Origin of the sequence: Streptomyces sp. NPDC090499 (genome assembly GCF_044769305.1) — a bacterium.
Classification (GTDB): Bacteria; Actinomycetota; Actinomycetes; order Streptomycetales; family Streptomycetaceae; genus Streptomyces.
In genome coordinates this window covers 139987-166216 of the sequence record NZ_JBIVXP010000015.1, presented here as the reverse complement: position 1 = coordinate 166216, position 26230 = coordinate 139987, and the positions used below count along the sequence as shown (strand labels likewise).

At 72.4% G+C, this 26230-nt stretch carries 29 protein-coding genes; 12 read left to right on the top strand and 17 right to left on the bottom strand.

Translation table 11 applies throughout. From position 1 onward, the window contains the following. Positions 1 to 29: 29 nt before the first annotated feature. Both ACIQVL_RS38735 and ACIQVL_RS38730 read left to right on the top strand, forming a co-directional pair. The gene (locus ACIQVL_RS38735; RefSeq protein WP_403431563.1) at positions 30 to 191 is read left to right on the top strand and encodes a hypothetical protein; all 162 of its coding nucleotides are present in this window, start codon (positions 30 to 32) and stop codon (positions 189 to 191) included. A gap of 104 nt (positions 192 to 295) precedes the next feature. Beyond that, positions 296 to 2152 (top strand): glycosyl hydrolase family 28-related protein, encoded by a 1857-nt coding sequence (locus ACIQVL_RS38730; protein ID WP_403477700.1) that lies wholly within the window; start codon positions 296 to 298, stop codon positions 2150 to 2152. Between the two features lie 54 nt (positions 2153 to 2206). Here ACIQVL_RS38730 and ACIQVL_RS38725 read toward each other — a convergent pair whose 3' ends face one another. The 6 genes from ACIQVL_RS38725 to ACIQVL_RS38700 all read right to left on the bottom strand — a co-directional run bounded on the left by ACIQVL_RS38725 (position 2207) and on the right by ACIQVL_RS38700 (position 7138). Then, positions 2207 to 3436 (bottom strand): cytochrome P450, encoded by a 1230-nt coding sequence (locus tag ACIQVL_RS38725; protein WP_403431558.1) that lies wholly within the window; start codon positions 3434 to 3436, stop codon positions 2207 to 2209. Further along, the gene (locus ACIQVL_RS38720; RefSeq protein ID WP_403477699.1) at positions 3433 to 3867 is read right to left on the bottom strand and encodes a hypothetical protein; all 435 of its coding nucleotides are present in this window, start codon (positions 3865 to 3867) and stop codon (positions 3433 to 3435) included. Before ACIQVL_RS38720 ends, ACIQVL_RS38725 begins: the two co-directional genes overlap by 4 nt. Further along, positions 3864 to 4316, bottom strand: a complete 453-nt coding sequence (locus tag ACIQVL_RS38715) for a hypothetical protein (RefSeq protein WP_403477698.1) — start codon at positions 4314 to 4316, stop codon at positions 3864 to 3866. The genes ACIQVL_RS38720 and ACIQVL_RS38715 overlap by 4 nt, the downstream gene beginning before the upstream one ends. A 134-nt stretch (positions 4317 to 4450) precedes the next feature. Then, positions 4451 to 5638 (bottom strand): cytochrome P450, encoded by a 1188-nt coding sequence (locus tag ACIQVL_RS38710; protein WP_403477697.1) that lies wholly within the window; start codon positions 5636 to 5638, stop codon positions 4451 to 4453. Positions 5639 to 5759: 121 nt separating this feature from the next. Beyond that, a complete protein-coding gene (locus ACIQVL_RS38705; protein ID WP_403431548.1) occupies positions 5760 to 6386 on the bottom strand; it encodes a YigZ family protein in 627 nt (208 codons plus the stop codon). A gap of 125 nt (positions 6387 to 6511) precedes the next feature. Further along, complete coding sequence (locus tag ACIQVL_RS38700; RefSeq protein ID WP_403477696.1) at positions 6512 to 7138, bottom strand: CGNR zinc finger domain-containing protein; 627 nt, start codon at positions 7136 to 7138, stop codon at positions 6512 to 6514. Positions 7139 to 7414: 276 nt separating this feature from the next. On the opposite strand from ACIQVL_RS38700, the gene ACIQVL_RS38695 reads away from it, so the two are divergent. Next, positions 7415 to 8131 (top strand): alpha/beta fold hydrolase, encoded by a 717-nt coding sequence (locus ACIQVL_RS38695; RefSeq protein WP_403477695.1) that lies wholly within the window; start codon positions 7415 to 7417, stop codon positions 8129 to 8131. Between the two features lie 80 nt (positions 8132 to 8211). Further along, a complete protein-coding gene (locus ACIQVL_RS38690) occupies positions 8212 to 9066 on the top strand; it encodes an alpha/beta fold hydrolase (protein ID WP_403477694.1) in 855 nt (284 codons plus the stop codon). 79 nt (positions 9067 to 9145) lie between these two features. Here the strand turns inward: ACIQVL_RS38690 and ACIQVL_RS38685 are convergent, their stop codons facing one another. After that, positions 9146 to 9688 carry a SixA phosphatase family protein gene (locus ACIQVL_RS38685; RefSeq protein WP_403477693.1) on the bottom strand — a complete coding sequence of 181 codons (543 nt, stop codon included), beginning with the start codon at positions 9686 to 9688 and terminating at the stop codon, positions 9146 to 9148. Continuing rightward, the gene (locus ACIQVL_RS38680) at positions 9685 to 10422 is read right to left on the bottom strand and encodes a hypothetical protein (protein ID WP_403431534.1); all 738 of its coding nucleotides are present in this window, start codon (positions 10420 to 10422) and stop codon (positions 9685 to 9687) included. Before ACIQVL_RS38680 ends, ACIQVL_RS38685 begins: the two co-directional genes overlap by 4 nt. A gap of 205 nt (positions 10423 to 10627) precedes the next feature. On the opposite strand from ACIQVL_RS38680, the gene ACIQVL_RS38675 reads away from it, so the two are divergent. From ACIQVL_RS38675 to ACIQVL_RS38665, 3 genes are all read left to right on the top strand, one after another. Continuing rightward, a complete protein-coding gene (locus tag ACIQVL_RS38675) occupies positions 10628 to 11041 on the top strand; it encodes a CoA-binding protein (RefSeq protein ID WP_403431531.1) in 414 nt (137 codons plus the stop codon). 230 nt (positions 11042 to 11271) lie between these two features. After that, a complete protein-coding gene (locus tag ACIQVL_RS38670; RefSeq protein ID WP_403431530.1) occupies positions 11272 to 12909 on the top strand; it encodes an APC family permease in 1638 nt (545 codons plus the stop codon). A gap of 75 nt (positions 12910 to 12984) precedes the next feature. Next, positions 12985 to 14208 (top strand): 4-hydroxybenzoate 3-monooxygenase, encoded by a 1224-nt coding sequence (locus ACIQVL_RS38665; protein ID WP_403477692.1) that lies wholly within the window; start codon positions 12985 to 12987, stop codon positions 14206 to 14208. 3 nt (positions 14209 to 14211) lie between these two features. Here ACIQVL_RS38665 and ACIQVL_RS38660 read toward each other — a convergent pair whose 3' ends face one another. Continuing rightward, on the bottom strand, positions 14212 to 15594 hold the full coding sequence (locus ACIQVL_RS38660) for a DHA2 family efflux MFS transporter permease subunit (RefSeq protein WP_403477691.1): 1383 nt from the start codon (positions 15592 to 15594) through the stop codon (positions 14212 to 14214). 72 nt (positions 15595 to 15666) lie between these two features. Between ACIQVL_RS38660 and ACIQVL_RS38655 the strand changes: the two genes are divergently transcribed. Beyond that, positions 15667 to 16077, top strand: a complete 411-nt coding sequence (locus ACIQVL_RS38655) for a MarR family transcriptional regulator (RefSeq protein ID WP_403431525.1) — start codon at positions 15667 to 15669, stop codon at positions 16075 to 16077. Here ACIQVL_RS38655 and ACIQVL_RS38650 read toward each other — a convergent pair. Then, entirely contained in the window at positions 16058 to 16471 is a 414-nt protein-coding gene (locus ACIQVL_RS38650; RefSeq protein WP_403477690.1) for an ArsR/SmtB family transcription factor, read from the bottom strand. The two genes, ACIQVL_RS38655 and ACIQVL_RS38650, sit on opposite strands and share 20 nt — an antisense overlap. A gap of 63 nt (positions 16472 to 16534) precedes the next feature. Between ACIQVL_RS38650 and ACIQVL_RS38645 the strand changes: the two genes are divergently transcribed. Then, positions 16535 to 17674: a cation diffusion facilitator family transporter gene (locus tag ACIQVL_RS38645; protein WP_403431523.1), complete on the top strand. Its 1140-nt coding sequence runs from the start codon at positions 16535 to 16537 to the stop codon at positions 17672 to 17674. A gap of 24 nt (positions 17675 to 17698) precedes the next feature. Here the strand turns inward: ACIQVL_RS38645 and ACIQVL_RS38640 are convergent, their stop codons facing one another. Both ACIQVL_RS38640 and ACIQVL_RS38635 read right to left on the bottom strand, forming a co-directional pair. Continuing rightward, positions 17699 to 18253, bottom strand: a complete 555-nt coding sequence (locus ACIQVL_RS38640; protein ID WP_403431520.1) for a YbaK/EbsC family protein — start codon at positions 18251 to 18253, stop codon at positions 17699 to 17701. A gap of 31 nt (positions 18254 to 18284) precedes the next feature. Further along, entirely contained in the window at positions 18285 to 18857 is a 573-nt protein-coding gene (locus tag ACIQVL_RS38635; protein WP_391378108.1) for a cupin domain-containing protein, read from the bottom strand. A gap of 127 nt (positions 18858 to 18984) precedes the next feature. Between ACIQVL_RS38635 and ACIQVL_RS38630 the strand changes: the two genes are divergently transcribed. Further along, positions 18985 to 19842 carry an EamA family transporter gene (locus tag ACIQVL_RS38630; RefSeq protein ID WP_403477689.1) on the top strand — a complete coding sequence of 286 codons (858 nt, stop codon included), beginning with the start codon at positions 18985 to 18987 and terminating at the stop codon, positions 19840 to 19842. Positions 19843 to 19872: 30 nt separating this feature from the next. Here the strand turns inward: ACIQVL_RS38630 and ACIQVL_RS38625 are convergent, their stop codons facing one another. Further along, the gene (locus ACIQVL_RS38625; protein ID WP_403431514.1) at positions 19873 to 20637 is read right to left on the bottom strand and encodes an acyltransferase; all 765 of its coding nucleotides are present in this window, start codon (positions 20635 to 20637) and stop codon (positions 19873 to 19875) included. Between the two features lie 109 nt (positions 20638 to 20746). Here ACIQVL_RS38625 and ACIQVL_RS38620 point away from each other — a divergent pair, with 109 nt between their 5' ends. After that, positions 20747 to 21274, top strand: a complete 528-nt coding sequence (locus ACIQVL_RS38620) for a gamma carbonic anhydrase family protein (RefSeq protein ID WP_403431512.1) — start codon at positions 20747 to 20749, stop codon at positions 21272 to 21274. Between the two features lie 64 nt (positions 21275 to 21338). Here the strand turns inward: ACIQVL_RS38620 and ACIQVL_RS38615 are convergent, their stop codons facing one another. Next, complete coding sequence (locus ACIQVL_RS38615; protein WP_403431510.1) at positions 21339 to 21983, bottom strand: DedA family protein; 645 nt, start codon at positions 21981 to 21983, stop codon at positions 21339 to 21341. A 199-nt stretch (positions 21984 to 22182) separates the two neighbouring features. On the opposite strand from ACIQVL_RS38615, the gene ACIQVL_RS38610 reads away from it, so the two are divergent. Further along, entirely contained in the window at positions 22183 to 23175 is a 993-nt protein-coding gene (locus tag ACIQVL_RS38610) for a YbhN family protein (RefSeq protein ID WP_403431507.1), read from the top strand. Positions 23176 to 23185: 10 nt separating this feature from the next. On the opposite strand, the gene ACIQVL_RS38605 is transcribed toward ACIQVL_RS38610, so the two are convergent. Genes ACIQVL_RS38605 through ACIQVL_RS38595 form a run of 3 tightly spaced genes read right to left on the bottom strand, consistent with a single transcriptional unit; the run spans position 23186 to position 26227 of the window. After that, complete coding sequence (locus ACIQVL_RS38605) at positions 23186 to 24241, bottom strand: class I SAM-dependent methyltransferase (protein WP_403431505.1); 1056 nt, start codon at positions 24239 to 24241, stop codon at positions 23186 to 23188. Then, complete coding sequence (locus ACIQVL_RS38600; protein ID WP_403477688.1) at positions 24225 to 25415, bottom strand: glycosyltransferase; 1191 nt, start codon at positions 25413 to 25415, stop codon at positions 24225 to 24227. The genes ACIQVL_RS38605 and ACIQVL_RS38600 overlap by 17 nt, the downstream gene beginning before the upstream one ends. Beyond that, positions 25412 to 26227 carry an alpha/beta fold hydrolase gene (locus tag ACIQVL_RS38595; protein ID WP_403431500.1) on the bottom strand — a complete coding sequence of 272 codons (816 nt, stop codon included), beginning with the start codon at positions 26225 to 26227 and terminating at the stop codon, positions 25412 to 25414. Before ACIQVL_RS38595 ends, ACIQVL_RS38600 begins: the two co-directional genes overlap by 4 nt. Between the last annotated feature and the right edge of the window lie 3 nt (positions 26228 to 26230).

Below are 26230 nucleotides of genomic sequence, written 5' to 3'. Positions count from 1 at the left end.
CCGGCCCCGCGGGCGACGGAGGGAGCCGTATGAAGGTCGGTATCACCGAGGTCGCGGGCCGGGCCCGGGTGACGCGGGAGGCGGTCGCCCCCGGGGCCGGCCGCGACGTCCCCGTCGGCGAGCTCCTCTTCGGCCCCGAACTCGTCGTCCGCGCCGGCACCGCGCCCTCGCGGACGGAGTGGTGCGGATGACGGGCGCCGTTGCGAAGGCGCCGCCGTCCTCGGTTCCTACGTGACGGCACAGCACGGATTGACACACCACTGCACACGCGCGGATTACCCGGAGGGACCTGTCCATGGCTCGGTTCGTGTTTCTTGGAGTGGCACTCGCGGCGCTGCTCGGAGGTGCCGCCGGTCCGCCCGCCGTCGCGGTGCCGAAAGCGGGGCCGGTGGTGGTCGACGTGGACGACTACGGAGCCGACCCCACGGGCCGGACGGACTCGACGCCGGCCGTCACCGCGGCGCTGCGGCACGCCAAGAGCCTCGACCGGCCGGTCAGGATCGTGTTCTCGAAAGGCACCTACCAGCTCTATCCCGAACGGGCCGAGACGCGTGAGCTCTACGTGTCCAACACCGTGGGCGCCGACCAGCGTTACCGGGACAAGAAGATCGGGCTGCTCGTCGAGGACATGCACGACGTCACCGTCGACGGCGGCGGGGCCGAACTGGTCTACCACGGACTGCAGACGGCGTTCGCGTCGATCCGCTCCACGGACGTGACCTTCACGAACTTCTCCTTCGACTACGCGGCCCCCGAGGTCGTCGACGCGACGGTCACCGCCACCGGTGTCACCGACGGGCACGCCTACCGCGTCCTGTCGATACCCGCCGGCAGCCCCTACCGGGTGAACGGCACGCACGTCACCTGGCTCGGCGAGACCAGCCCGGCCACCGGGCAGCCCTACTGGTCCGGTGCCGACGGACTCCAGTACACCCAGATCCACGACCCCGCGGCGCAGCGGACCTGGCGCGGGGACAACCCGCTGTTCAACGACGTCTCCTCGGTCACCGACCTCGGCCACCGGCGGATTCGGATCGACTACACCACCGCGGCCCGGCCGGCGGACGCCGGACTCGTCTACCAGATGCGCAACATCGAGCGGACGGAACCGGGCGCGTTCATCTGGCAGTCGAAGAACGTGACCCTGCGCTCGATGAACGCGTACTACCTGCAGTCCTTCGGCGTGGTCGGGCAGTTCAGCGAGAACATCTCGATCGACAGGGTGAACTTCGCGCCCGACCCGGCATCCGGCCGCTCCACGGCCTCCTTCGCCGACTTCGTGCAGATGTCCGGCGTCAAGGGGAAGGTCTCGATCACGAGAAGTGTCTTCGACGGCCCGCAGGACGACCCGATCAACATCCACGGCACCTATCTGGAGGTCGTCGGGAAACCCGGCCCGGCCACCGTCACCCTCGCCTACGAACACCCGCAGACCGCCGGCTTCCCGCAGTTCGCCCCGGGTGACGAGGTCGAGTTCACCGACAAGCGCACGATGACGCCGCTGACGGACGCGCACGCGGTGGTCACCGCGGTCGACGGGCCGAGCGGCACGGACCACGACAAGTCCCTCACCACGATGACCGTCACCCTCGACCGGCCGGTCCCCGACGGGACCGAGATCAACGGCACGGTCGTCGAGAACATCACGGCCACCCCGTCGGTCGTCATCGCCCACAGCGTGTTCCGCAACGTCCCGACCCGCGGCGTCCTGGTCACCACCCGCAAACCGGTCCTCATCACCGGCAACCGGTTCGACGGGATGTCCATGGCCAGCATCTACGTGTCCGCCGACGCCTACCAGTGGTACGAGTCGGGTCCCGTCGCCGACCTCACGATCCGCGGGAACACCTTCACCCGGCCCGCCGGCCCGGTCATCTTCGTGGAGCCGACCAACCAGGTCGTCGACCCGGCGCACCCGGTGCACCACCACATCAAGGTCGAACGGAACACGTTCGACATCGGTGACGTCACCGTCGTCGACGCCAAGAGCGTCGGCGGCTTCGCCTTCACCGGCAACACGGTCCGGCGCCTGGCCGGCCCGGACCGGCCGCCGTACACCTCACCGCTGTTCGTCTTCCACGGCAGTTCGGGCATCCGCATCGCGCACAACCACTTCGACAAGGGGCTGAACACCTCCGTGGTCGCGGACTGATCGGGGACCTCCTCGGCGGCCGACGGCAGTTGTCCCCGTCGGCCGCTCAGCCACTCAGCCGCGGAACACCACGGGCATGCTTGTCCAGCCGTTGCGGATGTGGTTCATGACCGGTGTCGGCTCGCCGGCGAGCTCCACGCCGGCGAACCGGTCGAGCAGTGCGTCGAGCACGATCGGCGCCTGGGCGCGGACGAGGCGGGCGCCCATGCAGTGGTGGATCCCGGCGCCGAACGCCAGGTGCCTGGAGCTCTCGCTCCGGGTGATGTCGTAGCGGTGGGCGTCGGGGAACACGGACTCGTCCCGGTTGGCCGCCATGTACATCAGGTAGACGTGCTGTCCGGCGCGGATCGGCCGGCCGTCGAGCTCGACGTCCTCCGTCGCGGTGCGCAGCATCGCCCGGGCCGGGGTGACGTAGCGCAGTGTCTCCTCGACGGCCGAGGGGATCAGCGAGCGGTCGCGGCGGAGCAGGTCCCACTGGTCGGGGTGGAGGGCCAGCTGCCGGACCAGTCCGGAGAGCAGGGACCGGGTCGTGTCGTTGCCCGCCGCGAGCATGGTCATGGCGAACATGACGACGTTGGCCTCGGAGACGCCCCTGCCGTCGAGTTCCGCCGCCAGGAGGACCGTGAGGAGGTCACCGTCGCCGGGATCGCGGCGCTTTGCCTCCAGGTTCTCCACGACGAACCGCTGCAGGCTCTGGAACTCGGCGGCCGCGGCCCCGAGTTCCTCGAAGGTCAGGTCGCCGGCGAGTTTCTCCAGTTCGTCGCTCCAGAACCGGACGCGCTCGAACTCGGTGTGGGGCAGCCCGATCATCCGGATCGCCGCCACGATCGGCACCCGGTTGGCACAGGACACCCAGTCGACCACCGTGTCCGGGGCGATCCCGGCCACGAGTTCCCGGACGTCCCGGCTCAGCGGTTCCCGCACCCGCCGCATCGCCTCCGCCGAGAACGCCGGTGCCATCACGCGGCGCAGCTCCGTGTGGCGCGGCAGGTCCGTGGTGCCGACCTGCTCGCCGCCCTTGGGGAAGAAGCTGTCGGTGACCAGCTCGTCGCCGGCCTGCGCCTGGTACTTGACGTCGTTGAGGAACAGGCCCTTGGAGCTGACGAAGATCTCCGGCAGGCCGGCGACGGCCCGGATGTCGGCGTGCCGGGTCACCACGAAGGTGTCGAGAGGTTCGTAGTAGTGGAAGGGCGCGTTCTCCTGCATCCGGGCGAAGACCGGCCACGGATCGTCGACGTAGAACCGCGGGTCCTCGATCGGGACGGCGGGCGGGCTGTCGGTCATGGCGCACTCCTGTCAGCTGCGTTCGCATCGTTCTCGGGTACATGCCGGGAGTTCAGAAACGTCCTCAGGTCCGCCAGCGCCTCGGGCCCGGGACGGACGCTCACCAGGAACTCGGGAACGGTGAGGCCGGGGAGCCGGAGCGCGCTCGCGAGCGAGTGCCACTCGGCGCGGCACAGGCCGTCGTCGGTGGCCCCGCGTACGCCCACCTTCCGCACGGTGTAGCCGCGTGCGGCGTACTGGTGCGCGTCGATGACCACGCACCGCACAAGTGTGCGGTGGGACGTGGCGGGAAGCGAGATCACCCCGTAGCCGGCGTCGGCGAGTACGTCCAGCACGTCCGGTGTGCCGACCAGGCCCGCCGCCACCACCGCGACCCGGCCGCCGCGACGGTCCGCTGCGGCGCCGTGCGCGATCCCGGGCGACGCGCTCATCCCGCCAACCCGCTCTCCAGGTCGAGCCGCAGCGAATCCGGTGTCGCGCCGGGCAGGTCCATTCCGACGCCCACCAGACGCGGCGGCCGCAGTCCGCGGGCGCGGAACTCGGCCTCCAGCTCCTCGATCCACACGCCGCGCCCCGGGACCACCGTCCACGCGTCGGACCGACCCGGCTCGCCGCGCCATCGGGGGGCGCTCGTGACCAGGCCGACCCCGCTGGAGGGACTGCCGTCGATTCCGATCACGACGACCTCGGTACCGGCGGCCGACGGGTCCCCGCTGATCTCGTCCACGACCGCCCGCGCGAGCTCGCGGCAGTGCTCGCGGTAGGTGGGGGTGTCGTACTGCTCCTTCGACTGCCACCAGCGGTCCGGACCCGCGAAGGTGAATTCCGGGCAGGGCATCTGCACGATGCGGTGGTTCCGCCGCCGAAGCAGGTCGATCACGGGCGAGACCACCCCGGGACAGATCGCTCCGTCACTGACTTTCGCGTTCTGGTTGAGAAGGCAGTGGGACACCAACGCGATCGGCATGGCCCGTCTCTCCGTGGGGTGCGGTGTGTGCGACACGTGGTCGTACGTCACGTCGGGCGCCGGGTCAGCCGGACCGGGACCTCGACCGGGCCCTGTACTCCGGACGGTGGGCCCCACCGGACCTCGCCCGCCGGTTCCGGCGCGCCGAACCGTGTCGCCAGCGCGCGCAGCACGGCGCTCAGCTGGTGTTCGGAGACCGTGGCGCCTATGCAGTAGTGAAGTCCGGCGCCGAAGCTGAGGTGCGGCCGGGTGGGCATCCGCAGCGGCTGGTAGGCGTCGCCGTCGGGTTCCCCGTCGCGGTTGGCCTGCACCGCGCACAGCAGCACCGGACGGCCGGGTTCCAGGGTGCGGTCGGCCAGTGTCAACGGCTGTTCGGTGAACCGGATCTGGATCGGCGCCGTCGGCATCCACCGCAGCAGCTCCCGCACGGCGGACCGGGCGGTCGTCTCGTCCTCGGCCGCCGCCGACCAGGTCCGCGGGTGGTCCGCCAGCACCGCGACCAGCTGACCGAGTGTCAGGCGGTACGGCTCGAAACCGATGAGGAGCGACATCCTGGAGCGCGTCCAGTCCGGGCGCTCGGCCGCCGTGACGCCCTCCCGGCGGGCCAGCCGGCCGAGGAAGTCCTGCACGTGCTCGACCGCCGCCCGCGCCCGCGCGAGCGTCTGAAGCGGCATCAGCCGGTGGATGAGCGCCAGATCCCGTACCGGTTGCGCGATCTCGCGGTACGTCCCTCGGTCGACGTCGAGCAGGCGCGCCGCCTGCGCGTCCACGATCGCGTCGGCGACGTCGGCCACGAACTCGCACGCGCCGTCGACGCCGGCGGTCGCGGCGAGGGCCTCGGCGGCGGCGAACGACGGGTCGAAGGCCGGGCCGCGCAGGAGGGGACGCATGCGCTGCCGCAGCGCGTCGTGGTCGTCGGCCCGGGAGAAGATGAGCAGTGAGGCGAACCAGGAGCCGATCGCGTGGTCCGTGACCCCGGAGCAGCGGAGCTGCCGCCAGGGGTCGTGCACCAGGGTCGGCTTCCGCAGCAGCCGCCCGACCGTGGCGTGGTCGCAGACCACGGGGCCGTAGATGCTGTCCGGGAGCAGGCCCTGCGTGCGGGCCGTGCGCAATCGGTGGTCGTCGAAACGGAACGAGGGGGCGCCGACGTCGACGAACGGCCGTGCCACGCCGTAGGGGGTGTCGTGGGGATTGCCGTCGGGGGTCTCGTCCCCTTCGGCGACCTGCAATGCCATCGCGTGGCCTCACTCGTGGTGGCAAGGGCTCACCCGGCCCGAGCGCCTTCGCACATACGCGAGTCATTGTGGGCGGGGCGCCCGGCCGCCGGTCAGGTCCCCGAACAGGTGTCCCCGGCCGTCACGCGTCCCCGTACGCCTCCCCGCCCAGTTCGAGGGTGGCCGTGCCCGCCGTCGCGTCGGCGAGCCAGGCGCGGAAGGTGTCCACGTCGGCGTCCGGCAGGCCGATCTCGATGGTGACGGCCTCGCCGTAGCGGACGTCGCGGACCTCGCGGCCGGTGGCGCGCAGGTCGTTCTGGACCTTGCCGGCGCGCAGGTGGTCGACGGTCACCGTGGCCAGCCGGAAGCGGCGCCGGGTGCGGGTGCCGAGGGTGTCGAGGGCCTCGCCGACCGCACCGCCGTAGGCGCGGATGAGGCCGCCGGCGCCGAGCTTGACGCCGCCGTAGTAGCGGGTGACGACGGCGACGACGTACCGCATGTCGCGGCGCAGCAGCATCTGGAGCATGGGGACGCCCGCGGTACCGCCCGGTTCGCCGTCGTCGCTCGCCCGCTGGGTCGCGGCGTCGGCGCCGATGACGTAGGCCCAGCAGTTGTGGGTGGCGTCGGCGTGCTCCCTGCGGACCGCCGCGACGAAGTCCTGGGCCTCCTGCTCGGTGGCCGCCGGGGCGAGGGCGCACAGGAAGCGGGAGCGGTTGATCTCGGTCTCGTGGGTGCCCGCGCGGGCGACTGTGCGGTACTCGTCCTGCATCCGCCCAGCCTATGCGGACGCCGGGGGCCGCTCGCCGGGGTGCCTGCCCGTGGCCGGGCGCCGGTGGCCGGCGCACCCGCGGCGACACGGACGGACCGGCCGGCCGCACGCCACCGACGCCCGGATCACCCGGTACCCAGGGGCAGGTCCTCTCGCGGGTGCTGCCCGCGCGTGCGCTCGTAGTGGCGGGCGGCCCTCACCCGGTTGCCGCACACGTTGGCCGCGCACCACGTCCGCCGCTTGGTGGCGGCGAGAAACAGCATCGAGCAGGACGGGTTCGCGCACCGGCGCACAGCGGCCAGCAGCTCGGGCGAGGCCAGCAGCTCGATGGTCCCGCGGGCCACGGCGGCGAGGGCCGCATTGCCGCCCTGCTCGGTGTGCCAGCGGGTCTGTGCGGTGATACCGGACTCCCCCCTGACGATGCGCGGACTCGTGGGCACGGCCGCGGCGGCCGCGTTGATGTCCTCGACGGAGGTGCCCTGAGGCGGCCGGCCGGCCAGGTGGGCATCGAACACGTCGCGGATCGCGGCCCGCAGCGCCCGGGTGGCCTCCGGGCCGGGGACGGGCCCCTCGGGCAGCCGAGGCGCCTGCAACCTCCACCAGGTCGCGACGGCCGCCGGCGTGCCGATCAGGTCGACCTGCGGTTGGACGGCGAGCATCAGGGTGTCCGCGAGGTCCAGCGCGACCGAGGGTTCGCCTCCCATCGGAAAGCCGGCGCGCTGCATGTCCTCAAGCCTGGGCGGTGTCGTCATGGAGCCCATTTTATCCATTAGAGCTCATCCTCCGTCCTCGGTGCATGTCATGCAGAAGACACCCTTTACCTAACGCATGAAGTTGATGAGTTGCCGTTAGCTTTCTAACGCGTATAGCCTCATCGTAGAAGTTAGACGGCGCGGGAGCCGGACATCTCCCGGGCGACCGGCCCGCGGCCGGCAGGAGAGCTCCGCCCACCGTCGGCGAAGCCCGGCGCAGCGGATCGTCCGGGGGCGGCAGCGAACACCGGGACAGCGAGAGCAAAGGAACGGAACATGTCCACGAACCACATCGACGTCGTGCTGGTGCACGGCGCCTGGGCCGACGGATCGAGCTGGAGGAAGGTGATCGGCCCGCTGAAGGCCGACGGCATCCGGGTCGTCGCAGCGCCCCTGCCCCTGACCTCCCTGACCGACGACGTCACGGCGCTCGACCGCGTCCTGGAGCGGCTCGACGGCCCGGTCGTCCTGGTCGGTCACGCCTATGCGGGCACGGTCATCACGGCGACCCGCCACCCGAAGGCCGCCGCCCTGGTCTACGTGGCGGCACTCGCGCCCGACGAGGGAGAGTCCGCAGGCGACGTCTTCCACCGCGGGCGGCCGCACCCGCTGACACCGGAGCTCGCGCCCGACCCGCACGGGATGGTCTGGCTGTCCGACAGGGACTTCACCGACGCCTTCGCGCAGCACGCCTCGGCCGAGGACCAGGCGGTCCTGGCCGCCGCGCAGCGCCCGATCGGCACCCCCGGCATCGGGGCCCCGATCGGGCGGCCGCTGTGGAGGGACCGCCCGAGCTGGTTCCTGGTCGCCGAGGACGACCGCATGATCGCCCCGGAGACGCAGCGCTTCACGGCCGAACGGATGGGCGCCCACGTCCGCATCCGCCCCGTCGACCACACACCGCAGGTCACCGCGCCCCAGGATGTCGTGGACATCGTCCTCGACGCCGTGCGTGACGTGGTGACGACCGCACACCCGGCCCGCACGAGCTGACCGGCAATCCGGGGGCGGGTGCGAGGTGACGACCACCAGGCGGCTGCCCGCCCCGAACCGACCCGCAGGAGAGACACACCATGGCTCCCACGAAGTACCGCACCGCCGACGTGCACGGTCTGAAGGTCTTCTACCGGGAATCAGGACCCTCGGACGCCCCGAAGCTGCTCCTGCTGCACGGCTTCCCCAGCGCCGGTCACATGTTCCGGGACCTGATCCCGCACCTGGCCGACCGATTCCACGTGATCGCACCCGACCTGCCCGGCTTCGGACAGTCCGACATGCCGGACCGTGACAGCTTCGCCTACACCTTCGAAGCCCTCGCCGACGTCATCGAGGGCTTCACCGACGCGGTGGGCTTCGAGCGGTACGCGCTCTACGTGTTCGACTACGGCGCCCCGACCGGGTTCCGGCTGGCCCTACGGCAGCCGGAACGCGTCACCGCCATCGTCACGCAGAACGGAAACGCCTACGAGGAGGGACTCAGCGACGGCTGGAACCCCATCCGCGCGTACTGGAAGGAACCCACGCAGGCCCATCGCGACGCTCTGCGGACCATGGTCCAGCCCGAGACCACGGTGTGGCAGTACACCCACGGAGTCGCCGACCCGTCCTCGGTCTCACCCGACGGCCACACGCTCGACAACCACTACCTGGCCCGTCCGGGCGCGCACGAGATCCAGCTGGACCTCTTCCTCGACTACGCGAGCAACGTCGACCTCTACCCCGCGTTCCAGGAGTACTTCCGAAGCCACCGGCCGCCCCTGCTGGCCGTCTGGGGCCGCAACGACCCGTTCTTCCTGCCGGCCGGAGCGGAAGCGTTCCGACGCGACATCCCCGGCGCCGACGTCCGGCTGCTGGACACCGGCCACTTCGCGCTGGAGACACACGCCGGTGAGATCGCCGACGCCATGCGCGGATTCCTCTCGAACTGACCGGGCGGCCCTGGCGAGTGACTCCCCGGACACGGACTCCGCCCCCCGCGCCGGAACCCCGCACAGCGACAGGCGGCTGTCACTCCCCCTTCCCCCGGGCCACCGTCACCTCCGTCAGCAGGGCCGTCCCCGGGGCGAGGGCCGCCCACGTCGTGCCGTGCCAGGCCAGGACGGCGATGGCGGACGTCGGGAACTTCTTGCGGACCTGCTCCAGGGTGTCGTCGAGGCCGTCGCCCGCGAGGTCGAGGACGAGTTCCTCCAGGCCGGGGTTGTGGCCGACCAGCAGCAGCGTCTCCACCTCGGCCGGCACCTCGTGCACGACCGCCAGCAGGTCGGGTACGTCGGCCGCGTACACCCGCCCGTCGTAGCGGACCGGTGGCGGTGTGCCCCACTGGCCGGCGGCCAGCTCCCAGGTCTGCCGGGCGCGTACCGCGGTGGAGCACACCGCGAGGTCGGGCAGGCAGTCGGACTCGGCGAGAGCTCGCCCGGCGGCGGGGGCGTCGCGGCGGCCGCGGTCCGCGAGCGGGCGCAGCCGGTCCGGGACGCCCTCGGGCCAGGCGGACTTGGCGTGCCGCAGCACGACCAGGCGGCGCAGCGGGCCCGCACCCGCCCGGGTGATCACGCCGTCCGTCCGAGGTCGCGGGTGAGGTCGAGGGCGAGCAGCCGGTCGGCGTAGGCGCAGGTCTCGAAGCGGGCGCCGTCCGGGATCTCGGGCTGGTTCTCCATCCAGCGCAGCACGCCGAGCACCCCGGGCACGTCGAGGTCGTCCTCCCAGGCGTCCCGCAGCCGTCCCCGTACCTTCTCGGGCACCGGCCGCGAGGGGCTGCGCGCCCAGTGCGCCACCGACCGGCGCAGCCTGCCGAGCCGGCGTCCGGCCGCGTCGAGGGCGCCGGCGCCGAGGTGGACGGCCGTGCCCCGGGGGGCGTCGAGGAGGGCGAGCCGCAGCGCGGCGGGGTCGTCGAGCGTGCCGAGGACACCGGCGTCGGGGCCGCCGGCGGGGGCGACGGCGACGGTCACGCCGGCCCCGGTGGCGGGCAGGGTGCCGTCCGCGGCCGTCACGTGGACGACCTGTGCCTCGCCCAGTCCCCCGGCGAGGTCGCGGCCGTCCTCGAAGGGGCGGATGCCGAGGGTGGTGGCGGCGGCGTGCAGCTCGGCCTGGTGGTGGTCGGCGGTGAGCAGCGGCAGGACCGGGGTGCCGCCGAGTTCCAGTGCGCGCAGCAGGAGGTCGGTGGTGAGCAGGACCCGCAGCGCCGTCAGGTCGTACCCGGAGGCGTGTACCTCCACCCGGGTCAGGGCACGGCGGGCGGAGACGGCGGGGACGGTCTGACCGGACTTGGCGTCGAGGATGCGCAGCACGGGCTGAGCGTAGGCGTGCGGCGGGCCGCACGCAGGCACCTTGCGACGATTCAGGTCACCGTGGCGGGACATGCGGGACATGCGACACCCCCTGCCGCGCGGGCTGCCCCGACGGTACTGCGCGGACCCGGCCGGGGTTGGGGAATCAGGGTCCGGCGGCCACTGTTGCCCACGGCGAATGTTCCCCGAGCAGAGGAGGCCGACGGTGTACGGCGACGAAGCGACGATCCGCAGGATTCTGACCGGGACGGGTGACACCTGGGCGGTGGTCGGCCTGTCGTCCAATCGGGGACGGGCGGCGTACGGGGTGGCGCAGGTGCTGCAGCGGTTCGGCAAGCGGATCGTGCCGGTCCACCCCAAGGCGGAGACGGTCCACGGCGAGCGGGGCTACGCGTCCCTCGCGGAGATCCCCTTCGAGGTCGACGTCGTCGACGTCTTCGTCAACAGCGAGCTGGCCGGTGCCGTCGCGGACGAGGCGCTGACGAAGGGCGCGAAGGCGGTCTGGTTCCAGCTCGGGGTGGTCGACGAGGCGGCGTACGAGCGGGTGCGGGCCGCGGGTCTGGACATGGTCATGGACCGCTGCCCGGCCATCGAAATACCCCTCCTGGGCCAGAACTGAGCCGGATTTGAGGAAAATCTGAGCTTGGCCTGTCTTACCTTCTTCTCACTTAACAGAACTGAATACGGACATTCTGTGACCCTCACTGACCTGTGCAAAAGCTTTGGCCAAGACAGGAAAGATCGAGGGTCAAATCTTTGGCAACACTCTTCTCCGATTGCGACGTGCACCCTTAACTTGTGCCCTCTTGCTCGTTAAATCTGCGTTCAGAAACTGAGAGGCCACTTGACATGGTGAGTGTCGAGAAAGCCGCGACGGAGGACATCACACCTTCGGGCGGTCTGAGGCGGGACGTCGGCCTGATCGGCCTGATGTGGGCCTCTGTGGGCTCGATCATCGGCTCCGGATGGCTGTACGGCGCCGAGAAGGCGGTCGGCGTGGCCGGCCCCGCGGCGATCATCTCGTGGGTGATCGGCGCGATCGCGATCGTGCTGCTGGCACTGGTGCACGCCGAGCTCGGCGGCATGTTCCCGGTGGCGGGCGGTACGGCCCGCTACCCGCACTACGCGTTCGGCGGCCTGGCCGGCATGTCCTTCGGCTGGTTCTCCTGGCTCCAGGCGGCGACCGTGGCCCCGATCGAGGTCGAGGCCATGATCGGTTACGCCGGTCACTGGAAGTGGGCCCAGCACCTGGAGCACGCCGACGGCACCCTGACCACGAGCGGCCTGCTGGTGGCCATCGTGCTCATGGCCCTGTTCGTCGGCGTCAACTTCTTCGGCGTCCGGGTGCTCGCGCACACCAACAGCGCCGCGACCTGGTGGAAGATCGCCGTGCCGCTGGCCGCGATCTTCATCATCGCGATCGGCAACTTCCACCCGGCCAACTTCCACTCGGAGGGCTTCGCGCCCTTCGGCGCCAAGGGCGTGCTGACCGCGATCAGCACCAGCGGCATCATCTTCGCACTGCTCGGCTTCGAGCAGGCCATCCAGCTGGCCGGCGAGAGCCGCAACCCGAAGAAGGACCTGCCGCGTGCCACGCTCGGCTCGGTCGCGATCGGCGCCGTCATCTACGTCCTGCTCCAGGTCGTGTTCATCGCCGCGCTGCCGCACAGCACCTTCGCACGTGGCTGGGGGCACCTGGCGTACGAGGGCATCAGCGGCCCGTGGGCCGGTCTCGCCACCCTGGTGGGCCTCGGCTGGCTGGCCTGGGTCCTCTACCTGGACGCGATCATCTCCCCCGGTGGCACCGGCCTGATCTACACCACCGCCACCTCCCGCGTCTCCTTCGGTCTGGCGAAGAACGGCTACGCGCCGAAGATCTTCACCCGGACCGACTCCCGCGGCGTGCCGTGGTTCGGTCTCGTCATGTCCTTCGTGACCGGCGTGATCTGCTTCCTGCCGTTCCCGAGCTGGCAGCAGCTGGTGGGCTTCATCACCTCGGCGAGCGTGCTGATGTACGCCGGTGCCCCGCTGGCGTACGGCGTCTTCACCGACAAGCTGCCGCGGCACGAGCGCCCGTACCGGCTGCCCTTCGGCAAGCTGGTCTCCCCGCTGTCGTTCGTGGTCGCCAACCTGATCATCTACTGGTCCGGCTGGGACATCCTGTGGCGGCTCGGCCTCGCGATCATCCTCGGCTACCTGCTGCTCGGCGGCTATGCCTTCTACGCCCACAGCAGGAACCTGCCGGACGCGCCCCGGCTGGACTTCCGGGCCGCGCAGTGGCTGCCCGCCTATCTGATCGGCATGGGCCTGATCTCCTGGCAGGGCAGCTTCGGCGGCCAGAACAACATCGCGCTGTGGTGGGACATCCTGGTCATCGCCGCCTTCTCGATCGGCATCTACTACTGGGCCAAGGCGACCGCCTCCACGGCCGAGGACATCGAGCGCAGCATCGACGAGGTCGTGGTCACGGACGCCCCGGCGCACTGACCCCGCCTCCTCACCCGCGTCCCGTCAGCCGCGGCGGCACTGCCGTGGCTGACGGGACACCGTCATAATGCGGGGGTGACTCACCCCTCCCCCCACCGCAACTCCCCCTCCGAGGAACGTCGTACGGTCGTCGTCGTGGGCGCCGGGCCCGCCGGGCTGACCGTCGGGAACATCCTGCGGGCCGCCGGCGTCGACTGCGTGGTCCTGGAGAACGAGAGCAGACAGTTCATCGAGACCCGGCCACGGGCCGGGGTCATCGAGGAGTGGGCGGTGCGCGGGCTCCGGCAACGCGGCCTGGGCGACGGCCTGGCCGCCGGTGCGCAGGTGCACAGCGAGTGCGAGTTCCGGTTCGGCGGCGACCGGTTCCGGTTCGACTACAGCGAACTGACGGATCATCACCACTACGTCTATCCGCAGCCGTTGCTCGTGACGGACCTGGTGCGGGAGTACGCCGACGTGCGCGGCGGCGACATCAGGTTCGGGGTGCGGGACGTCGCACTGCACGACCTGGAGACGGACCGGCCCGCCGTGTCGTACCTCGACCCCGCGACCGGTGAACGGCACGTCCTGCGCTGCGAGTTCGTCGCGGGCTGCGACGGGGCGCGCGGGGTGACCCGGGACGCGATACCGCAGGGGCGGGTGCGGGTCGCCCGGCAGGACTACGGCATAGCGTGGCTGGCGCTGCTCGCCGAGGCGCCGCCGTCCTCGGACTGCGTGCTGTTCGGCGTCCATCCGAACGGTTTCGCCGGGCACATGGCGCGCAGCCCCGAGGTCACCCGCTACTACCTGCAGTGCCCGCCGGGCGACGACCCGGAGAGCTGGTCGCACGACCGGGTCTGGGACGAGCTGCGCGAGCGGCTCGACGCCGCCGGGGCGCCACCGCTCAACGAGGGGCGGCTGATCGAGAAACGCCTGCTGGACATGCACGACTACGTGGTCGAACCGCTGGTGTTCGGCCGCCTCTTCCTGGCCGGTGACGCCGGGCACCTGACCGCGCCGATCGCCGCCAAGGGCATGAACCTCGCCCTGCACGACGCCTTCCTGCTGGGCGACGCGCTCGCCGCGCACGTCACCAAGGGCGACGACACCGGCCTGGAGGGCTACTCCCACGCCTGCCTGCGCCGGGTCTGGGACTACCAGGAGTTCTCCCAGTTCCTGTCCGGCATCTACCACGGCACCGCCTCCGGCGACCCGTTCCTCGCGGGCACCAGCCTGGCCAGGCTGCGCAGGCTGTTCACCTCGCGCGCGGCGGCCACCGCCTTCGCGGAGCAGTACCTCGGTGCGGCCGCCGCGTTCTGAGCACTACGCGGGAACGGCCGCCGGGTTCCCGGTGCGGACCGTGCACAGCGCCGTACCGGCGAGGGCGAGCAGGACGACCGCGAGGGCCATGGCCAGGTGGATGCCGGCCAGGGGCGTGGCCCCCGCGGTCATCAGGGCGGTGGCGGCGGCCGAGCCCAGGACCGAACCCAGCTGCCGGACCGTGTTGTTGACTCCGGAGGCCGCTCCCGCCAACGGCGCGGGCACGTGCCGCATCGCCTCGGTGGAGAGCGGGGCGATCATGCAGCCGGTGCCGAGCCCCATGAACATCAGCGGCACGGTGAAGACCGCTGCGGTGGCCGAGCCCTGTGCGAGCAGGATCACCGCAAGCAGCCCCGCGCAGAAGGACCCCAGTCCGGCGAGCAGCACCCGGCGCCCGCCGATCCGGTCGCTGAGGCGTCCGGCGAACGGGGAGACGAGGAGGGAGACCAGCGGGGAGGGCGCCAGGGCGAGCCCGGCGTGCAGCGCGCTGAAGCCGAGCTGCTGCTGGAAGTAGAGGCCGAGCGGCAGCACGGCGGTGATCAGGGCGGCACCGATCGCGCCGACCAGCGCGGTCATCACGGTGAAGCCGCGGTCGGCGAAGAGCCGGAAGGGCACCAGCGGTTCGGTCTCCTGACGGCGCGCCTGCTGGCGCAGGAACAGGGCGGCGAGGGCGAGCCCGGCGGCACCGAGCGCGCGGATCCCGGCGTTCCAGGCGTACCGGTCGCCTTCCATCAGGGCGAAGGTCACGCAGGTCAGCGCCGTGGTGGAGAGCAGGACGCCGGGCAGGTCGACCCGGTGGGCGCGGCCGGTGCGCAGGTCGGGGACGAGGAGGAAGGTGAGGGCGAGGACCAGCAGGCCGATCGGTACGTTGACGAAGAAGACCCAGCGCCAGCCGACCGCGCTGACCAGCAGCCCGCCCAGCGTCGGCCCGGACAGCGTGGCCACCCCGGCGACCGAGCCCCATACGCCGAGCGCGGTGCCGCGCCGTCCGGCCGGGAACACGGCCATGACCAGCGCCATGGTCTGCGGGGTGAGCAGCGCCGCCCCCAGCCCCTGCACCAGCCGGGCGGCGACGAGGACCTCGACCCCGTCGGCCAGCCCGCACACCGCGCTGGCCGCCGTGAACACCGCGACCCCGGCCGCGAACAGCGTCCGCTGCCCCCGCATGTCACCGAGTCGGGCGGCCGTCACCAGCAGGGCGGCGAGCACGAGCGTGTAGCCGCTGACGGTCCACATCACCTGGTCGAGACCGGTGTGCAGATCGCTCATCACGTCCGGTAGGGCGACGTTGACGATCGTCATGTCGAGCAGGGTCATGAAGAACCCGAGGGACAGAGTGACCAGCACAGCCCAGGGGTTGCCGCGGAGCTTCGTCGTCTTCAGCATACGCAGAACCATATCCATCAGATGGAGATGCATCAAGATGAGATGCATCTCCAGCGGATGTAATGTGGCGGCGTGAACGTCACCGACCTCTACCTGCTGGGCCACCGCCTCCAGAAGCTCGCCGAGTCCGCCGTCCCCACGGACGGCATCGGCGAACACCCCACCAGCGTCGGCACGGTACTGATCGTCGCCGCCGACCTGCGGGACCACCCCCGGACCACGGTCACCGAGATCGCGGGGCGCACCGGCCTGGCCCAGAGTCAGGTCTCCAACTGCGCGGCCCGACTGCGCAGCGCAGGGGCGGTCCTGGCGGAACCCGACCCGCGCGACGGCCGGCGTACGCTGCTGAGCCCGGCCGCCGAGCCTTCCGCCCGCATGAAGGCGGTGCAGGAAGCACCCCTCGGCCCGGCGCTGGCGGCCGCGACCAGCGATCCGGAGGCGGTACTCGCACTACTGGACAAGCTCAACCGTCTTCTGCGGTAGCGGCAGCCGTCTCGGTCTCGGTCTCGGTCTCGGTCTCGGTCTCGGTCTCGGTCTCGGTCAGCCGATGGTCCGCCACCTTCAGTGCCTCCTCGACCAGCGTCCGCAGATGACCGTGGCGCAGCGAGTACACCACCCGCCGCCCCTCCTTGCGCGTGCCCACCAGACCCGCGAGCCGCAGCCGGGCCAGATGCTGGCTGACGGCGGGCCGGGCGGCGCCGCACGCCTCGGTGAGCGTGGTGACGTCGGCCTCGCCGGCCGTCAGGGCGTGCAGCAAGGTGAGCCGTGTGCGGTCGCCGAGCAGGGCGAGGAGTTCGGCGGCGAGCGCGAACTGTTCCTCGCCCGGGGTGCGCGGATGCGCATGCTGCGCAGGTGACAGGTGCAAGCGTGCGCTCATACGCACATAATGGAGTCGTGGGCCTCCCGTGTCCACGTCCCGCGCACCGGAGAGGGGAGCCGCATGAGCGACCGGCACCATCACGAGCACGCACACGCGGACGACCGTCACCCCCACGAGCACGCCCACGACCGGCACGGCGAGCCCGCCCACGCTCATGACCACGGCCGTGAGCACGACCACCGGCACGGGCACTCCCACTCCCCCGCCGGCGGCCTCCGCCACCGCCTCACCCACCTTCTGACGCCGCACTCCCACGAGACGGCCGACAAGCTCGATCCCGCGCTGGAGTCCTCGGCGCGCGGCATGCGCGCGCTCTGGGTCTCGCTGGCCGTGCTCGGCGCGACGGCGCTCGTGCAGGCCGTCGTGGTGGTCCTGTCCGGCTCCGTCGCCCTGCTCGGGGACACGGTGCACAACGCGGCGGACGCGCTGACCGCCGTACCGCTGGGCATCGCCTTCGTGCTCGGGCGCCGCGCCGCGAACCGCCGGTTCACCTACGGCTACGGGCGGGCCGAGGACCTCGCGGGGATCGCGATCGTGCTGACGATCACCGCGTCGGCCCTCTTCGCCGCGTGGACGGCCGTCGAGCGGCTGCTGGATCCGCGTCCGGTCACGCACCTGGCGGCCGTCGCGGTGGCCGCGCTCGTCGGGTTCGCCGGGAACGAGTGGGTGGCCCGGTACCGGATCCGGGTGGGCCGGGAGATCGGGTCGGCCGCGCTGGTGGCCGACGGGCTGCACGCGCGGACCGACGGGTTCACCTCGCTGGCCGTGCTGCTGGGGGCCGGCGGCGCCGCCCTGGGCTGGCAACTCGCCGATCCGCTGGTGGGGTTGGCGATCACCGCGGCGATCGCGCTGGTGCTGCGGGACGCGGCGCGCGAGGTGTTCCGGCGGGTGATGGACGCGGTGGACCCGGAGTTGACGGACCGGGCCGAGCGGGCGCTGCGCGAGGTGCCGGGCGTGCGGGCGGTGGGTGAGCTGCGGCTGCGGTGGATCGGGCACCGGCTGCGCGCCGAGGTGGCGGTCGTGGTCGACGGCGAGGCGACGGTACGGCAGGCGCACGCGATCGCCGTCGCGGCGGAACACGCGCTGCTGCACGCCGTGCCGAGGCTGACGGCGGCCCTGGTGCACGCGGATCCGGCACCGGCGCCGGGCCAGGCGGACCCGCACCTGGCGCTGGCCCACCACGCGCACCCGCTCTCCTAGCCGGCCGCGCGCACCCGCCGTCCCCTAGACGCCCAGCTCCGCCAGCACCTCCGCGCCCGGCAGTTCGGTGAACGCCTTGCCGGGGACCAGGAGTTTGCCGCGCCGTCGGCCGCTGCCGACCAGGACGTAGGGCAGGTCCACCACGGCCGGGTCCACCAGCAGCGGCCAGTCGCGCGGGAGTCCGATCGGGGTGATGCCGCCGTACTCCATGCCGGTCGCCCCGGTCGCGGTGTCCGCCGAGGCGAACGAGGCCTTGCGGGCACCGAGTCGGCGGCGCACCACGCCGTTGACGTCCACCTTGGTGGTGGACAGCACCAGACAGGCGGCCAGGGTGGTCTCGCCGCCGCGTTTGCCCGCCACCACCACGCAGTTGGCCGACTTGTCCAGCAGGTCGTGCCCGTAGTGCTCGACGAAGACCGCGGTGTCCGCCCACTGCGGGTCGGTCTCGACGTAGACGATCCGGTCGGCGGGCACGGCGCCGGTCCACGCGCGCAGGGCGTCGGCGACCGGCGCGGTCAGCTCGTCGAGGCAGTCGGGGGCGGGGACGGCGGTGTCGAAGTCGCCGATGGGTGCGCGCATGTCCGCACGCTAACAGCCCGGCCCGCCGGGCTCAGGGCACGGGCGGCACGGAGACCGTCATGACCATCTCCATCGGCACGTCCCCGGTGTTGCCGTACACGTGGGCCGTGTTGGCCTCGAAGGAGGCGCTGGCGCCGGTCGGTACGCGGTACTCGGTGCCGTCGACGGTGAGGGTGAGTTCGCCGGCCGTGACGTGGACGATCTCCACCGTGCCGGTGGGGTGGGGTTCCGACGGGCTGCTCTCGCCCGGCATCAGATGCCAGTCCCACATCTCCAGCGGGCCGGGCGCCTCGGTGCCGGCGAGGAGCCGGTTGTAGCTGCCGGCGTCGGTGTGCCACAGCCGTACCGCCTTGTCGGCGGGGATGATCTGGACCTTCGGGCCCTGTTCGTAGTCGAGCAGCGTGGTGATGCTGATGCCGAGCGCGTCACCGATCTTGACGACCGTGCCGATGCTCGGGTTGGTGCGGGCCTGCTCGATCTGGATCAGCATGCCGCGGCTGACCCCGGCCCTGGTCGCGAGCACGTCCAGGGTGAAGCCGCGCACCGCGCGCCAGTGCTTGACGTTGCGGGCCAGGGACTGGGTCAGCAGGTCGAGGTCCGACACGTTCCGTCCATGGTGGAAAGCATTGCGGAATGCATGGTGGTCCAATATTTTGAATGACGAAGTTCATCTTACTGAACTACGATGGGGTGTACCTGATCGTTCACCGAACTGTACTGCGAGGCGGGCCGTGACAGCATTCTTCGCCCTGACCACCAGTCTCCTGTGGGGGCTGGCCGACTTCGGCGGCGGGCTGCTCACGCGACGCGCGCCGGCGCTCACGGTGGTCGTCGTGTCGCAGGGCCTGGCAGCGGTCGTACTGGGTGCGGTCGTGGTCGCCACGGGCGGCTGGAGCGAGGCCGGGCCCCGGCTCTGGTTCGCGGTCGCGGCCGGCCTGGCCGGGCCGGTCGCGCTGCTCTCCTTCTACAAGGCCCTCGCCCTCGGTCCGATGGGGGTGGTCTCCCCGCTGGCCACGCTGAGCGTCGCCGTCCCGGTCGGGGTCGGGCTGTTCCTCGGCGAGCGGCCGGGGCTGCTCCAGGTGGCGGGCATCGGGGTCGCCGTCACCGGGGTCGTGCTGGCCGGCGGCCCGCAGTTGCGCGGCGCGGCCGTGCAGCGCCGGGCGATCCTGCTCACCCTGGTCGCCGCCGGCGGCTTCGGCACGGTGTTCGCGCTGATCACGGAGGCGTCCACCACGGCCACCGGTCTCTTCCTGGCCCTCTTCGTGCAGCGGCTGACCAGCGTCGCGACGGGCGGCGCCGCCCTGTGGCTGTCCGTGCGGCGGGGCACGCCCGCACTGCCGGAGGGCGGCTTCGTCTGGTCCGCGCTCCCGGCGCTGGGCTTCGTCGGGCTCGCCGACGTCGCGGCCAACGGCACGTACTCGGTGGCCGCCCAGCACGGCCCGGTCACCGTCGCCGCGGTGCTCGCCTCGCTCTACCCGGTGGTCACCGCGCTCGCCGCCCGCGGCTTCCTCAGCGAACGGCTGCGCGCGATCCAGGCCGCGGGCGCCGGGCTGGCGCTGGTGGGGACCCTGCTGCTGGCCACCGGCTGAACGGCGGCCGACGGTCCGGCCGGGCGCCGCTCAGCTCTCGGGCTCCAGTTCGGCGAGCCGCGCCACGTCCTCCTCGGTCAGCTCCGCCAGCGCACGCAGCTGATCCGGCGTGGTGCCCGCCGGGATCGGCACCGGCGGGGGTGTGCGCAGCGGCGGCTGCCAGCCGGTCTCGGGCGTCCAGCGGCGTACCACCCGGGCGGGAGCACCGGCCACCACGGCGTGGTCGGGCACCGCGCCCCGCACCACCGCACCGGCGGCCACCACCACGTTCCGGCCGATACGCGCGCCCGGCAGGATCACCGCGCCCGTGCCGATCCAGCAGCCCGGACCGATCTCCACGGGCTCCATGCGCGGCCACTGCCGGCCGATGGGCTCGTGCGGGTCGTCGTAGGAGTGGTTGGTGGAGGTGACGTAGACGTACGGGCCGAAGTAGCAGTCGCTGCCGATGGTGACCGTGGTGTCCGCGATGACGTGACTGCCGCGGCCGAGGACCACGCCGTCGCCGATGCGCAGGATCGGGTCCGGGCCGAGGTCGAGGTCGGGCATCAGGCCCGCGGTGAGGGTGACCTGTTCGCCGACGATGCAGTGCGAGCCGAGGTGGATCCACGGCTCGCCGAAGACCGTGCCGAGCGGGAAGGCGAGCCGGGTGGCCTCGCCGAGGGCGCCGAACCGGAAGCGGCCGGGGTGCTCGGCGGTGACGGATCCCGTGCGCTGCGCCCAGGCCCAGGCCGCGTGCACTGCGCGTTGGGCGAGGTGGCGGCGCCAGGACGAGAACGTGTTCTTGGGCTTCGGCACGCAGTCACGCTACTCAGCGGGCTGCGACTTGAAGAGGGTGGGCTGCTGTGATCTTCGCCCCAGGCGGTGGCGTAGGTTGCCGGGGAATCGACGACGACGGGAGACGGTGATGACGCAGCGGGCGCTGATCGTGGGGATCGGGGGGCGCGAGCCGAAGGTCGGGGCCGACGTGTTCGTGGCGCCGACCGCCTCGGTGATCGGGGACGTGACGCTGGGGGCCGGAGCGAGTGTCTGGTACGGGGCGGTGGTGCGGGGGGACGTCGAGAAGATCACCGTGGGGGCGCAGGCGAACGTCCAGGACAACGTGACCTTGCACGCGGACCCCGGGTTTCCGGTGAGCGTCGGGGAGCGGGTGTCCATCGGGCACAACGCGGTGGTGCACGGGGCGACAGTGGAGGACGACTGCCTGATCGGCATGGGGGCGACCGTGCTGAACGGGGCCGTGATCGGGGCCGGGTCGTTGGTGGCGGCGCAGGCGTTGGTGCCGCAGGGGATGGTGGTGCCGCCGGGGTCACTGGTGGCGGGGGTGCCGGCGAAGGTGCGGCGCGAGCTCAGCCAGGAGGAGCGGGAGGGGGTGGCTCTGAACGGGACCTTTTATGCGGAGTTGGCTGTGGCGCATCGCGGGGTGCATGAGTAGGTCGTGGGGCGGGTGCGGCGCGGTGGGGGCTGATCGCGCAGTTCCCCGCGCCCCTCAGGTGGGTTTACTCCCCGGCGCCCACAGGTTCGGCTTCCTTCTCTGTCACCTGGAGCTTCTTCGCCTTGCGGCGGACGATCAGCATCGACGCCAGGCCGAAGAGGACTGCCGCTGCCAGGCCGAAGTACGAGAACCGCTTCAGCCAGTCCTCCGCGACGAGGCCGACGTAGTAGACGACCGCCGTCGTACCGCCCGCCCAGCAGATGCCGCCGAGGAGGTTGGCGGTCAGGAACTTCCAGTACGGCATGTGGAGGACACCGGCCAGCGGGCCCGCGAAGATGCGGAGGAGGGCGATGAAGCGGCCGAAGAAGACCGCCCACATGCCCCACTTCTCGAAGGAGCGCTCGGCGGTGGCGACATGGCCCTCGCTGAAGTGTCTCGGGAACTTCCTGCCCAGCCAGGCCAGCAGCGGACGGCCGCCCTTGCGGCCGATCGCGTAGCCGATGGAGTCGCCGATCACCGCGCCCGCGGTGGCGCAGGCGCCCAGGACGAACGGGTTGATGCCCGAGTGCTGGGAGGAGAGCAGCGCGGCGGAGACCAGGACGATCTCGCCCGGCAGCGGGATGCCCAGGCTCTCCAGCCCGATGACCAGCGCCACCACTGCGTAGACGGCGACCGCAGGCACCGAGTCGAGCCATTCCTGGACGTGCACCGCCGGATCCTCCCTGTCGCGTGCTCCTTCCCCAGGAAGGCTACCGGGTCGGCCGGGTCCCACCGCGCCCGCGGCACCGGCCCGCCCTCCTGCCTTCGGTTTTCGGACATCCGGGTGTCATACGGGACGGGAAGGCTCCCCGGCGTCTGCTCGCCTGCGGCTCCCCACCGCAGGCCCGCCGTGGAAGGACAACGTCCCCGTGTCCTCACTGTCGTCACTGTCCCCGCCCTGCCCCGACGCGCCCGTGCGTCCGCTGCCGGCGCCCTCCTCGATGGCGGGCCGGCCGCTCCGGCTCGCCCTGTGCCTGTCCCCGCTGCTCATCGCGGCGATCTGGGGGCTGACCAACCAGTCCCTGCTGTACGAGGGCGTCACCCGGCTCGCCCGCGCCGAACCGGCGTGGCTGCTGGCCGCGGGCGGTTTCACCTGCCTGACCTGGGTGGTGGCCGCCTGCATGCGGCAGGGCGCGGTGCCCGACCGGCTGCCGCCGGGGCTGCTGCTGGCCTCGCAGTTCGCCGCCGGTGCCGCCAACCACGCACTGCCCGCCGGTCTCGGCGCACACGCCGTCACCGTGCGTTTCCTGCGCACCCGGGGCGTCCCCCTGGAGCGGGCCACCGCCTCGATCGCGCTGTACTCGGTGGCGAAGTCGGGTGCGAAGACGGTCGTGCTGATCGGGTTCCTGCTGTCCTCGTCCGCGTGGCGGCGGCTCGGTGAACTGGTGCCGGACGGGGTGGTGCTGATCCCGGTCGCCGCGGTGCTCACCCTGATGGGCGTGGCGACGGCCGTCGTACGACCGCTGCGGCGCCCGATCACCGGCATGGTGCGGACCGCGTTCACCGACGCCCGGACGGTGCACGCGCGGCCGGCCCGGGTGCTGGCCCTGTGGGGCGGGGCCACCGCGATGCCGCTGGTGCAGGGGTGCGTGCTGGCCTGCACCGGGGAGGCGCTCGGGCTCGGGCTGTCCTGGGGCACCGTGATCTTCGCGTACCTGGCGGCGGGCACGGCGGGAGGTGCCGTACCGGTGCCCGGCGGGGTCGCGGTGGACGCGGCGCTGGTGATCACGCTGGTCGCGTTCGGCTCCCCGGTGGCGGTGGCCACCGCGACCGTGATCGGCTACCGCGTCCTGACGGACTGGATTCCGCTGCTGCCGGGCGCCCTGGTGCTGTCGGCGATGATCCGCGCGAAGGTGCTGTGAGGCGGGGGCGTCAGTCGCGGCGGGCCACGATGCGGTAGGCGTTGGAGACGCGGAGGCGGCGGGAGAGCGGCCGTACGGCGAAGCGGTCCAGGAGGGTGCCGGCGATCAGGGCCGGGATGCCCGCGATGAGCAGGGCCGCGCGGAGCGTCTTCTGCAGCGCGCCGGGCGGGGTGGGCAGCCAGGGGGCGTCCTCGGGCGGGGCGGTGTGGTCCAGGGCGAGCCAGACGGCGGCCAGCAGGTCGACGGGGTCGTGCGCCTCGGCGTGCTCCTCGGCGACGACCGTGAAGCCCAGGTCGGTGAGGCGGGCGCGCAGGTTGGCGACCGGGACGAAGTGCAGGTGCTGCGGCTGGAGCCAGGGCAGCCACCAGCGGCCGAGCAGGCGGGCGTAGCGGCTCTCGGGGTCGGGGACCTCGATGAGGAGGTGGCCGCCGGGGCGTACCGCCTCGTGGGCGGCGCGCAGTTCGCGGTCGGGGTCGGTGCTGTGCTCCAGGTAGTGGAACATGCTCACCACGTCGTAGCGGGCGGTGAGTTCGGGGGCCAGGTCGGGGAAGGCGCCGCGGTAGGCGTGCTCCACGCGGCCCTCGCGGGCGGCGAGTTCGACGCCGTCGGTGAAGTCGAGGCCGTCGAAGGCGGTGCCGGGCAGCACCTCGCGGGCTGCCTCGCAGAAGTGGCCGTGGCCGGTGCCGACGTCGAGCCAGTTCTTCGGGGTCGGGTCGTGCGGGACCATGGACCGGGCGCGGCCCTGGTACATCGTGGTGCGGCCGCCGAAGGTGCCGCTCATCTTCTGCTCGCCGAGGCCGTCGTAGAAGTCGCGGTAGTAGAACTCCAGGCCCGTCTCGTTCAGGCGCGGGTTCTGGAAGGTGTGGCCGCACTCCGTGCAGCGGTCGAGGACGAAGGCGCCGGGCTTGTGCTGGAGCAGGTCGGTGGTGCGCAGCCGGGTGGTCAGCCGGTCGGAGGCGCACCAGGGGCAGGTGGTGCGCCGGGGTTCGAAGAAGCGGTCGGTGCCCTCGGCGAGGTCCCGCTGGTAGGCGGAGCGCAGCGCCTCGATGTCACTCTGCTTGCTCATCGGGTCTCCTTGCGTGCGGGTCGGCGGCGAGGCGTTCCAGGTGGGTCGCGGCGGCCGGTGCTCCGCCCGCCGCGCGGAACGCGGTGCGGATGCGGGCCGCCGCGGTGCGCGGGCCGGGCTCGTACAGGACGGTGTCGAGGGCCTCGCCGAGGCGCGGGGCGGTGACCCGGCCGAACCGGACCCGCAGGCCCGCGCCGGCGTCGACGACCTGCCCGGCGATCACCGGCTGGTCGTCGCGGATGGGCGCGACGACCAGCGGGACGCCGTGCCACAGGGCCTCGCACACGGTGTTGTGCCCGGCGTGGCAGACGACCGCGTCGACCCGCTCCAGGAGCGGGAGCTGGGGCAGCGAGGGCAGGATCAGGATGTCCTTGTCGTCGGCCGCGGGGGGCAGGGTGCCGCCGGGGTCTGCGACCAGCGCCTGGACCCGGTCGGCCCGATCGCGCACCGCGGCCACGCACTCGGCCAGGAACCGCCCGCCCACGTCCGCGTTGGCGGTGCCGAGGGAGACCAGGACCCGCTCCCGGCTCGGGTCGAGCCAGTCCCAGGGGAAGCCGTCGGCGACCGGCCGCTCGGAGATCGACGGGCCCACGTAGCGGACCGCCGGCCGGTCGGTGGGGCCCGCCAGTTCGGGCGTGGTGAAGGCGAGGGTGAGATGCGGCGAGAAGCGCGGGTCGGCGGTGCCCGCCGGGTCGCCGATCCGGCCGCGCAGCTCCGCGAGCCGGTCCCGGAGCCACTCCGCGACCTTGGGGATGCCGTCGTAGGCGCCCCCGAACTCGGCCGAGGTGGTCGCGGACGTCGCCCACGGCAGCCCGAGCCGCTCGGCCACCAGGGCCCCGGCGAAGGCCTGCTGGTCGGCGACCACCACATCGGGGCGGAACGCGTCGACGGCCGCACGCACGCCGGGCGCCATCGCGTCCGCCAGCGGTACCAGGAACCACTCCCAGAGGAACTTCAGCGCCTCCGCGCCCCGCAGGTCGGCGGGCCGCTCCCCCTCCGCGGTCCCCGCGCACGGGCAGACCCGGGCCTGCGGTCCCGCCAGCCGCTGCACCAGCCCGGGGTCCGCGCAGACCCAGGCCACCCGGTGCCCGCGCGCGGCGAGTTCGGCCGCGACGCCGACGGCCGGGTTGATGTGACCGACCAGGGGCGGTACGGCGAACAGGAAGGCGCTCACCGGACCCCGGCCCGTACGCCGCCGCTGACCGAGTGGATCAGCTCCAGGATGTGTCCGCCGACCGTGCCGGCCGCCTCGACCAGCACGGAGTGCTCGTGTCCGGGCAGCACCACCGACCGGTAGTCCGCGAGCAGCGCCTCCTTCAGCGGGACCACCTCGACCAGGTCGGAGTCGCCGCCGTACACCCCGAGGACCGGGCAGCGTACGGCGCGGATCTGGTCCTCCGTCAGGACCCGGCTGGCGGGGATGTCCCGGCCGAGGCTGGTCTCGCGGGCGAGCCGGGCCGCGCCCCTGGCCAGGCGGGCGGTGTTGTGGCTGCGGTTGGCGGTGATCCAGGCGATCGCGTCCGGCTCGTTGTGGGCGAGTTCGGTGACGACCCGGTGCAGGATGCCGCCGAGTTTGGCGGCCCAGGCGGCGGTCGCCGGTTCGGACTCGATGAGGGTCAGGCTGGCCGCGCGCTCGGGGTGGCGGGCCGCGTAGCCGAAGGCGATGGTGCCGCCGTAGGAGTTGCCGACGAGGTGGACCGGGCCGCTGATCGACAGGTGGTCGAGCAGGGCCTCCAGGTCGTCGATGTTGTGGTCGAGGGTGTAGCCGCCGGACGGGCGGCCGCTGCGGCCGTGGCCGCGCAGGTCGTACATGACCACGTCCAGGCCGGAGACGGCGAAGGCGGGGGCCACGGTGAAGTAGTAGCTGGCCAGGCTGTCGGTGAGCAGCCCGTGGACGAGGACCACGGTGGCGACCGGGGTACGGTCCTCCCCGGGACCCATTCTCTGTACGTGCAGCCGGACGTCTCCGGTGTCGACGATCGCCATGGC

Coding starts and splice junctions, on each gene's coding strand:
- ACIQVL_RS38660 (WP_403477691.1), bottom strand. CDS start 15,594: ATGCTGAAGACGACGAAGCTCCGCGGCAACCCCTGGGCTGTGCTGGTC.
- ACIQVL_RS38730 (WP_403477700.1), top strand. CDS start 296: ATGGCTCGGTTCGTGTTTCTTGGAGTGGCACTCGCGGCGCTGCTCGGA.
- ACIQVL_RS38605 (WP_403431505.1), bottom strand. CDS start 24,241: ATGAGCAAGCAGAGTGACATCGAGGCGCTGCGCTCCGCCTACCAGCGG.
- ACIQVL_RS38700 (WP_403477696.1), bottom strand. CDS start 7,138: ATGACGACACCGCCCAGGCTTGAGGACATGCAGCGCGCCGGCTTTCCG.
- ACIQVL_RS38695 (WP_403477695.1), top strand. CDS start 7,415: ATGTCCACGAACCACATCGACGTCGTGCTGGTGCACGGCGCCTGGGCC.
- ACIQVL_RS38710 (WP_403477697.1), bottom strand. CDS start 5,638: ATGGCATTGCAGGTCGCCGAAGGGGACGAGACCCCCGACGGCAATCCC.
- ACIQVL_RS38640 (WP_403431520.1), bottom strand. CDS start 18,253: ATGCGCGCACCCATCGGCGACTTCGACACCGCCGTCCCCGCCCCCGAC.
- ACIQVL_RS38690 (WP_403477694.1), top strand. CDS start 8,212: ATGGCTCCCACGAAGTACCGCACCGCCGACGTGCACGGTCTGAAGGTC.
- ACIQVL_RS38670 (WP_403431530.1), top strand. CDS start 11,272: ATGGTGAGTGTCGAGAAAGCCGCGACGGAGGACATCACACCTTCGGGC.
- ACIQVL_RS38705 (WP_403431548.1), bottom strand. CDS start 6,386: ATGCAGGACGAGTACCGCACAGTCGCCCGCGCGGGCACCCACGAGACC.
- ACIQVL_RS38620 (WP_403431512.1), top strand. CDS start 20,747: ATGACGCAGCGGGCGCTGATCGTGGGGATCGGGGGGCGCGAGCCGAAG.
- ACIQVL_RS38725 (WP_403431558.1), bottom strand. CDS start 3,436: ATGACCGACAGCCCGCCCGCCGTCCCGATCGAGGACCCGCGGTTCTAC.
- ACIQVL_RS38735 (WP_403431563.1), top strand. CDS start 30: ATGAAGGTCGGTATCACCGAGGTCGCGGGCCGGGCCCGGGTGACGCGG.
- ACIQVL_RS38720 (WP_403477699.1), bottom strand. CDS start 3,867: ATGAGCGCGTCGCCCGGGATCGCGCACGGCGCCGCAGCGGACCGTCGC.
- ACIQVL_RS38650 (WP_403477690.1), bottom strand. CDS start 16,471: ATGAGCGCACGCTTGCACCTGTCACCTGCGCAGCATGCGCATCCGCGC.
- ACIQVL_RS38595 (WP_403431500.1), bottom strand. CDS start 26,227: ATGGCGATCGTCGACACCGGAGACGTCCGGCTGCACGTACAGAGAATG.
- ACIQVL_RS38645 (WP_403431523.1), top strand. CDS start 16,535: ATGAGCGACCGGCACCATCACGAGCACGCACACGCGGACGACCGTCAC.